This is a genomic window from Micromonospora sp. NBS 11-29 (assembly GCF_002140155.1).
Taxonomy (GTDB): Bacteria; Actinomycetota; Actinomycetes; order Mycobacteriales; family Micromonosporaceae; genus Micromonospora.
Map to the genome: position 1 here is coordinate 21,310 of NZ_NAPR01000014.1, position 9,691 is coordinate 31,000.

Sequence of the window (9,691 nt, forward strand, 5' to 3'; positions counted from 1 at the left end):
CCGGGCCAGCCGGGCGGCCTGCCGGGCGAGCCCGTCGCGGGTACGCGCCGAGACCGGCCAGCCGACCACGCCGGCGTCGAGCAGCCCGGGTCGCGGAGTGTCCCCGCCGGCCGGCGGCTCGTCGGGGAGTTCCAGGATGACGTGGGCGTTGGTGCCGGAGATGCCGAACGACGAGACCGCGGCCCGCCGGCCGGCCCCGGTGGTCGGCCAGGGCCGGTTCTCGGTGACCAGCTCGACCGCGCCGGCCGACCAGTCGATGTGCGGGGACGGCGCGTCCACGTGCAGGGTCGCCGGCACGATGCCGGCCCGCATGGCGAGGATCATCTTGATCACACCGGCCACGCCGGCGGCGGCCTGGGTGTGGCCGATGTTCGACTTCACGGAGCCGAGCAACAGCGGCGCGACGTCGTCCCGGTCCTGCCCGTACGTGGCGATGAGCGCCTGGGCCTCGATCGGGTCGCCGAGGGTGGTGCCGGTGCCGTGCGCCTCCACCACGTCCACCTCGGTCGGGGACAGCCGGGCGGCGGCCAGGGCCTGCCGGATGACCCGCTGCTGGGACGGGCCGTTCGGGGCGGTGAGCCCGTTCGACGCGCCGTCCTGGTTGACCGCGCTGCCGCNGGCGAGGACCGGGTGCCCGTTGCGCCGGGCGTCGGACAGCCGCTCGACCAGCAACATTCCGACCCCCTCACCCCACCCGGTGCCATCGGCGGCGGCGGCGAACGCCTTGCACCGTCCGTCCGGTGCGAGGCCACGCTGCCGGGAGAACTCGACGAACAGCCCCGGGGTGGACATGACGGTGACACCGCCGGCGAGTGCCAGGTCGCACTCGCCGCGTTGCAGTGCCGCCGCCGCGAGGTGCAGCGCGACCAGCGACGACGAACACGCCGTGTCCACCGAGACCGCCGGTCCTTCCAACCCCAACACGTACGCCACCCGCCCCGAGACCACGCTCGCCGCGTTCCCGGTGCTCGCGAACCCCTCTACCTGGTCCGCGGACACCATCAACAGGGCCCCATAGTCCTGGCCGTTGGTGCCGACGAACACCCCTGTTCGTGAACCCCGCAAGCCACCCGGATCAACCCCTGCCCGCTCGATCGCCTCCCACGAGGTCTCCAGCAGCAGGCGCTGCTGCGGGTCCATGGCCACCGCCTCGCGCGGTGAGATGCCGAAGAAACCGGCGTCGAAGTCGGCCACGTCGTACAGGAACGCACCGGTGCGGACGTAGGAGGTGCCGGCGGAGTAGGGGTCGGGGTCGTAGAGCCGGTCGATGTCCCAGCCACGGTCGCCGGGCAGTTCCGAGACGGCGTCCCGGCCGGCGTGCAGCAGGTGCCAGAACCGCTCCGGGTCGGTGACGCCGCCGGGGAACCGGCAGGACATGGCGACGATCGCGACGGGTTCGTCGTCGGCGATCGGCCCCGGGCCGGTGGCCGTCCCGGTCTCGGCGCCGCCGCCCAGCTCCTCGTGCAGGTGCCGGGCGAGGACGGTGGCGGTCGGGTAGTCGAAGACCAGCGTGACCGGCAGCCGCAGCCCGGTGGCGGCGGCGAGCCGGTTGCGCAGCTCGACGGCGGTGACGGAGTCGAAGCCGAGGTCCCGGAACGCGTGGTGCGGGTCGACGGCGTCGCCGCCGTCGTACTTGAGGACCGTGGCCGCCTGGTCGCGGACCAGGTCGAGCAGCGCCTCCCGGCGCTGCGCGGCGGCCATCCGGGCGAACGTGGCGGCCGGGCCGGCGGTGTCCGTGTCGGTGGTGGCGGCCGGCTCCCGCTCGGCGGTGAGGCGTCGCACCTCCGGAATCTCGACGATCAGGGGGGCCGGGCGGGTGGCGGTGAGCGCCACCCGGAACCGGTCCCAGGCGATGTTCGAGATCGTCAGGTACGTCTCGTCGTGCGCGAGGGCCTGGTGCAGCGCGGCGATGGCGAGGCGCGGGTGCATCTCCGGCGCGCCGTGGCGGTGCAGCATCCGGCCGAACTCGCCGTCGGCCATGCCGCCGCCGCCCCACGCGCCCCAGGCGATCGAGGTGGCCGGCAGGCCGAGGCCGCGCCGGTGCTCGGCCAGCGCGTTGAGGTAGGCGTTGCCGGGGGCGTAGTTGCCGACGCCGGAACTGCCGACCGTGCCGGCCATCGCGGAGAACAGCACGAACGCGTCGAGGTCGTGGTCGCGGGTCAGCTCGTGCAGGTTGACCGCGGCGGTGACCTTGGCGGCGAGCGCGTGGTCGATCTGGTCGAGGGTGAGCGCGCCGATCACCGCGTCGTCGAGCACCGCGGCGGTGTGCACGACGGTGGTGAGCGGGTGCTCGGCCGGCAGGTCGGCCAGCACGGCGGCGAGGGCGTCCCGGTCGGCGGCGTCGCAGGCGGCGACCGTCACCCGGGCCCCCAGCCCGGTCAGCTCGGCCTCCAGTTCGGCGACGCCGTCGCCGGCCCGGCCGCGCCGGCTCAGCAGCAGCAGGTGGTCGGCGCCGTTGGCGGCCAGCCAGCGGGCGACGTGCCCGCCCAGCGCGCCGGTGCCGCCGGTGACCAGCGCGGTGCCGGAGGGCCGCCAGTCGCGCGGCGCGGGCGTGTCGCCGAGCGGGGCGCGCAGCAGCCGCCGGCCGTACGCGCCGGTGGCGCGCAGCGCCACCTGGTCCTCCCCGTCGGCGCCGGCGAGGACGCGGGCGAGCCGGGTGGCGGTGCGCTCGTCCGGGGCGTCGGGCAGGTCGACCAGGCCACCCCAGCGGTCGGGGTGTTCCAGCGCGGCGATCCGGCCGAAGCCCCAGGCGAGTTGCCGCGTCGGGTGGGCCAGCGGGTCGGCCGGTCCGGTGCGGACCGCGCCCCGGGTGAGCATCCACAGCGGCGCGCGTACCCCGGCGTCGCCGAGCGTCTGGGTCAGGACGACCGTGCCGGCGAACCCGGCCGGGACGTGCGGGTGGCCGGGCAGCGGCGTCTCGTCGTACGCCAGCAGGCTGACCACGCCGGTGGGCGGGGTCTCCCGGTGCAGGTCGCGCAGCCGGGCGGCGAGCGCGTCGCGGTCGGTGCGCTCGCCGGCCAGCGGGACCGGTACGACGGTGGCGCCGTGCCGGCGCAGCGCGTCCGCGACGAAACCGGCGTCGGCGTCCGTGCCGGCGTCGGCGGCGGTGTCGGTGACCAGCCACCAGGCGCCGGTGAGGACCGGTTCGGTGCCGCCGTCGATCGGCAGCCACCCGTCGCGGTAGCGCCAGGAGTCGATGGTGGCCTGGTCACGGTGGCGTCGTCGCCAGGCGGCCAGCGCCGGCAGCAGCGCGGTGAGGGCGTCCGTGGGCACCTCGGCGACGTCGGCCAGTTCGGCGCCGACGGCGGCCGGGTCCTCGGCCTCGACGGCGGCCCAGAACCGGGCGTCGACCTCGTCGGCCTCGACCGCGGCGCTCGGGCCCGACGCGGGCGCGGCGGCGGGGCGCGGCCAGTAGAGCTGCCGCTGGAACGGGTACGTGGGCAGGTCGAGCCGGCGGGTGGGCCGGCCGGCGAAGGCGGGTCGCCAGTCGACGGCGACGCCGCCGGCGTACACCTCGGCGGCGGCGCGGTGGAACCGGGCGAGGTCGCCCTCGTCGCGGCGCAGCGTGCCGGTGACGGTGACCGCGGCCGGGTCGGCGGCGGTCGCCTCGACGCTCTCCTGCATCGCCATGGTGAGCACCGGATGCGCGCTGACCTCGATGAACGTCTGGTGGCCGGCGGCGGCGAGGTCGCGCACGGCCGCGTCGAAGCCGACGGTCCGCCGCAGGTTGCGGTACCAGTAGTCGGCGTCCAGGCCGGCCGTGTCGATCCAGTCGCCGTCGACGGTGGACCGGAACCGGATCTCGCCGGTGCGCGGGCGCAGCCCGGCGAGCAGGTCGCGCAGCCGGTCGCGCAGCGGTTCGACGTGCGCGGAGTGGGAGGCGTAGTCCACCGGCACCCGGCGTACCCGCACGTCCCGGCCCTGGTAGTGGGCGACGAGTTCGTCGAGCGCGGCGCTGTCGCCGGAGACCACCACCGCGCTCGGGCCGTTGACCGCCGCCAGCGCGATCCGGCCGTCCCATCGGGCGATGGTCTCCGTGGCCTCGTCGGCGGTGGTGGCGACGGAGACCATGCCACCGTCGCCGGCGATGTCGGCGATGATCCGGCTGCGCAACGCGACCACGGCGGCGGCGTCGTCGAGGCTGAGCGCGCCCGCGACGTGGGCGGCGGCGATCTCGCCCTGGGAGTGGCCGATGACGGCGGCGGGGTGCACGCCGTACGAGCGCCACAGCGCGGCCAGGGACACGCCGACCGCGAACAGGGCCGGCTGCACCACGTCGACCCGCTCCAGCGACGGCGCGTCCGGCGCACCGCGCACCACGTCCAGCAGGGACCAGTCCACGTACGGGCGCAGCGCCTCCGCGCAGGCGGTGAACGCCTCGGCGAACACTCCAGCGGTGTCGAGCAGGTCGGCAGCCATGCCGGCCCACTGGGAGCCCTGGCCGGGGAAGACGAACACCACGTCGCCGGGCGTACCGGGGGCGCGGGTGACGGTGTCCGGCGCGGGCCGGTCGTCGGCGAGCGCGTCCAGCGCGGCGGCCAGGCCGTCGCGGCCGGCGGCCAGCACCACGGCGCGGTGCTCGTGGGCGGCCCGGGTGGTCGCCAGCGACCAGGCCAGGTCGGGCAGCGCGGCGTCGGGCACCGCGTCGAGGTGGGCGCGCAGCTCGCGGGCGCGGGCGGCGAGCGCGGCGCCGGTGCGCCCGGACAGCGTCCAGGGCAGTTCCCCGGCCGGTCCGGCGTCGGCCGGCGCGGGTTCCTCCGGCGGGGCCTGCTCCAGGATGGTGTGCACGTTGGTGCCGCTGATGCCGAACGAGGAGACGCCGGCCCGGCGGGGCCCGTCCCCGGCCGGCCAGGGTCGGGCCTCGGTGAGCAGCGCGACCGTGCCGGCGGACCAGTCGACGTGCGGCGTCGGCTCGTCGACGTGCAGGGTGGGCGGCAGCACACCGTGGCGCATCGCGAGGACCATCTTGATCACGCCGGCGACGCCGGCGGCGGCCTGGGTGTGGCCGAGGTTCGACTTGATCGACCCGAGCCAGAGCGGCCGGTCGGCGGGGCGGTCCCGGCCGTAGGTGGCGATGAGCGCCTGGGCCTCGATCGGGTCGCCGAGCGTGGTGCCGGTGCCGTGCGCCTCGATCGCGTCGACCTGGTCGGGGGCGAGCCCGGCGTTGGCCAGGGCCTGCCGGATGACCCGCTGCTGGGCGGGCCCGTTGGGGGCGGTCAGACCGTTGGACGCGCCGTCGGAGTTGACCGCGCTGCCGCGCACCAGGGCGAGGACGGGGTTGCCGTCGCGGCGGGCGTCGGAGAGCCGCTGGAGCACCAGCAGGCCGACGCCCTCGCNTCGGCGGCTCCGGCGAACGGCTTGCAGCGGCCGTCGGCGGCCAGGCCGCGCTGCCGGGAGAAACCGACGAAGATGCCGGGGGTGGCCATCACCGTGGCGCCGCCGGCGAGCGCCAGGTCGCACTCCCCCGACTGCAACGCCTGCGCGGCGAGGTGCAGCGCGACCAGCGACGCCGAGCAGGCCGTGTCGACCGTGACGGCCGGGCCGTGCAGCCCGAAGGTGTACGCGAGGCGGCCGGAGATGACGCTGGCGGAGACGCCGGTGGCGAGGTAGTTCTCGTCGCCGTCGCCGGCGGCCAGCAGCATCGAGCCGTAGTCCTGACCGTTGGTGCCCACGTAGACGCCGGTGCGGCTGCCGCGCAGCGCGGCCGGGTCGAGCCGGGCCCGTTCGAACGCCTCCCAGGCGGTCTCCAGCAGCAGCCGCTGCTGCGGGTCCATGGCCACCGCCTCGCGCGGGCTGATGCCGAAGAACGCCGGGTCGAACTCGCCGGCCCCGGTGAGGAAGCCGCCCTCCCGCACGTAGCTGGTGCCGAGGTGCTCGGGGTCGGGGTGGTACAGCTCGGCGACGTTCCAGCCGCGCTCCTCGGGCATCGGCGAGAGCGCGTCGGTGCCGCCGGCCACGAGGTCCCAGAGCTGCTCGGGTGAGGCGACGCCGCCGGGGAAGCGGCAGCTCATCGCCACGATGGCGACCGGTTCGCGGTGCCGGTCGACGTCGGCGGCGACGACCGCGCCGCCGGTGCTCCCGGCGGTGAGGTCGTGCAGGTGGGCGGCGAGTTCGGCGACCGTGGGGTGGTCGAAGACGAGCGTGGCGGGCAGCGTCATGCCGGTCTCGGCGGCGAGCCGGTTGCGCAGCTCGACCGCGGTCAGCGAGTCGAAGCCGAGGTCGCGGAACGTGCGGTCGGGCAGCGGCCGGCCGGCCGGGTGGCCGAGCACCAGCGCGGCCTGGGCGCGGACCAGCTCGGTGAGCTGCGGCAGGGACCGGCCGACCACCACGGCCGGCGCGAGCACGGCGGGTCCGGCGGGCACGCCGGGCAGCCCGGTGAGCAGCGGCGCGGGTCGGCCGCGCGCGGCGGCGAGGCGTCCCCAGTCGACGTCGGCGACGGTGACCGCCGCCCCGGCACCGACGACCCGGCCGAGCGCGGTGACGGCCTGGTCGGCGGGGAGCGGGTTGACGCCGCCCCGGACCAGCCGCGCGGTCAGCTCGGTGCTGGCCGCGGCCATGCCGCCGTCGGCCCAGGCGCCCCAGGCGATCGCGGTGGCGGGCAGCCCCTGGTCGCGGCGCCAGGCCGCGAACGCGTCCACGAAGGCGTTGGCGGCGGCGTAGTTGCCCTGCCCGGGGCTGCCGATCACCCCGGCGAGGGAGGAGAAGAGCACGAACGCGTCGAGGCGCCGACCGGCGGTGGCCTCGTGCAGCACCCGGGCGGCGCGGACCTTCACGTCCAGCACGGCCGCGAGGCGGGGCAGGTCGAGGCCGTCGAGGATGCCGTCGTCGACGGTGCCGGCGGCGTGCACCACCGCGGTCAGCGCGGGCAGCTCGGCGACCAGCGCGGTGACCTGCGTCGGGTCGGTGACGTCGCAGCGGACCACCCGGACGCCGGGCAGCTCCGCGACCAGTTCGGCGGCGCCGGGCGCGTCCCGGCCGCGCCGGGAGGCGAGGACGACCTCGGTCGCGCCCGCGTCGAGCAGCCAGCGGGCGACCTGCCGGCCGAGCGCGCCGGTGCCGCCGGTGACCAGGACCGTGCCGGTCGGCTGCCAGCCGGCGCCGGCGGCCGGGGCGGCGGGGACGAGCCGGCGGCCGAAGGTGCCGTGCGGCCGGACGGCCACCTCGTCGTGCCCACCGTCGGCGAGCACCGCGCGCAGCGCCTCGGCGGTGGCCCGGTCGGGGCCGGCCGGCGCGTCGGTGGCCGGGTCGGACCCGGTCGCGGCGCCGAGGGTCGGGGCGGGCAGGTCGATCAGGCCGCCCCACCGGTCGGGCTGCTCCAGGCCGACGACCCGGCCGAGCCCCCACGCGGCGGCCGCGTACGGGTCGGACAGCGGTTCGCCGCCGCCCACCGCGACCGCGCCCCGGGTGACGCACCACAGCCGACCGGGCCGGCCGGCGTCGGCGAGCGCCTGCACCAGCGTGAGCAGCAGCGCCGTCCCGGCCGGTACGGCGGGCGTGTCGGGGCGCGGCGCGTCCGGGCCGGGCAGCACGCAGAGCACACCGCGCCAGCCCTGCTCGCCGTGGCCGCGCAGCAGCTCGGCCAGGTCGCCCCGGTCGACGTCGGCGGGTACGGCGAGCACGTCGACGTCCGCGCCGGCCACCGCCAGCGGGGCCGCCCACGGCCCGGGGTCGTCGACGGCCACCACCAGCCAGCGGCCGGTCAGCGCCGGCGCCGGCGCGGGGTGGACCGGTTCCCATCCGACCCGGTACGACCAGCCGTCCAGCACGGCGTCGCGGTGCCGGGCCCGCCGCCACGACGAGAGCACCGGCACGGCCGGGGCGAGCGCGGCCACCGCCTCCGGGTCGTCCTGCACCGCCAGGTGGGACGCCACGGCCGGCAGGTCGCCGCTCTCCACGGCGGCCCAGAAGTCGCCGTCCACGCCGTCGGCGGGGGCCTGGAGCCGGAGGACGCCGTCACCGGCCCAGTAGCGCTGCCGCTGGAACGCGTACGTGGGCAGGTCCACCCGGCGGGCGTCGGTACCGGCGAACCAGCCGGCCCAGTCCAGCCGATGGCCGTGGACGTGCAGGTCGGCCAGGGCGGCCAGCAGCGCCTCCGGTTCCGGGCGGTCGGCGCGTTGGACGGCGACGGCGCGTACCGGCTCGCCGGGCAGGATGTCGGCGGTCAACGCGGTCAGCACGGCACGCGGGCCGATCTCCAGGAACGTGTCCGCCCCGGCGGCGCGCAGCGCGCGGACGCCGTCGGCGTGCCGGACCGCCTCCCGGACGTGCCGCACCCAGTAGTCGGCGGTGCGGATCTCGTCCGGGTCGGCCAGCTCACCGGTCACGTTGGACACGATCGGCAGCGTCGGCGCGGTGAACGTCAGCCGGTCCAGCACGGCGCGGAACCGCGTCAGCACCGGCGCCATGAGCGGGCTGTGGAAGGCGTGGCTGACGGCCAGCCGGCGGGTGCGCACACCCCGGTCCCGCCAGAGCCGCTCGATTCGCTCGACCGCGTCGGCCGCGCCGGACACCACGACCGCGGCCGGGCCGTTGACCGCGGCCACGTCGACCGGCTCGTCCGGGTCGTCCAGCGTGGCCCGTACGTCGGCCTCGGCGGCGGCGACCGCGAGCATCGCGCCGCCGGCCGGCAGCGCCTGCATGAGCCGGCCCCGCGCGGCGACCAGCGCGGCGGCGTGCTCCAGCGACAGCACCCCGGCCAGGTACGCGGCGGTGACCTCGCCGATGGAGTGGCCGCCGACCAGGTCCGGGCTGACGCCGAACGACTCGACCAGCCGGAACAACGCCACCTCGACCGCGAACAGGCCGGCCTGGGTGAACACGGTCTCGTCGAGCAGGGCGGCGGTGTCGGTGCCCTCGGCGGCGAACAGCACCTCGGTCAACGGCCGGGGCAGCGCCCGGTCCAGGTGCGNNNGCTGGCCTCGGGGCGTACCGGAGCCGGTGCGCACGGTGCCGGCCGGCTCGCCGGCGGCGAGCGCGCGCAGCCCGGCGACCAGGTCGTCCCGGCCGGCGGCGGTGACCACGGCCCGGTGGTCGAGCACCGAGCGCGACGCGACCGAGGAGTGCGCCACGTCGAGCGGGCGCACGTCGGGGTCGGTGGCGAGCCAGGCGGCCCACCGGCCGGCCTGGGCGGCGAGCGCGGCCTCGGAGCGGGCGGAGAGCAGCACCGGTACGACCGGCCGGTCGACCGGTTCCGGCGCGTCCTCGGCGGGTTCCGGCTCAGGGGCCTGCTCGATGATGGTGTGCGCGTTGGTGCCGGAGACCCCGAACGAGGAGACCGCCGCGCGGCGGCGGTGGCCCGTCGCCGGCCAGGCGGTGGCCTCGGTGGCGAGCGTGACCGCACCGGCGGTCCAGTCGATGTGCGCCGACGGCGCGTCCACGTGCAGCGTGGGCGGGACGACGCCGTGCCGGATGGCCAGCACCATCTTCATCACACCGGCGACGCCGGCGGCGGCCTGGGTGTGGCCCAGGTTGGACTTGACCGAGCCGAGCAGCAGCGGTTGATCCCGGTCCTGCCCGTACGTGGCCAGCAGCGCCTGCGCCTCGATCGGGTCGCCGAGNTGCTCGGGGGTGAGCCGGGCGTTGGCCAGCGCCTGCCGGATCACCCGCACCTGGGAGGGGCCGTGGGGGGCGCTGAGCCCGTTGGACGCGCCGTCCTGGTTGACCGCGCTGCCCCGGATCACGGCGAGCACCG

The 9,691-nt window shown here is 77.2% G+C and carries 2 protein-coding genes; both read right to left on the reverse strand.

The window, feature by feature from the left end; genetic code table 11:
• On the reverse strand, positions 1-5,316 hold a 5,316-nt coding region (locus tag B1205_RS29915; RefSeq protein WP_176308710.1), incomplete at its 3' end, for a type I polyketide synthase.
• Positions 5,217-9,689, reverse strand: coding sequence for an SDR family NAD(P)-dependent oxidoreductase (locus B1205_RS20610; RefSeq protein ID WP_441338526.1), 4,473 nt, complete (start codon positions 9,687-9,689; stop codon positions 5,217-5,219). The genes B1205_RS29915 and B1205_RS20610, both read right to left, overlap by 100 nt.
• Positions 9,690-9,691: the final 2 nt, after the last annotated feature.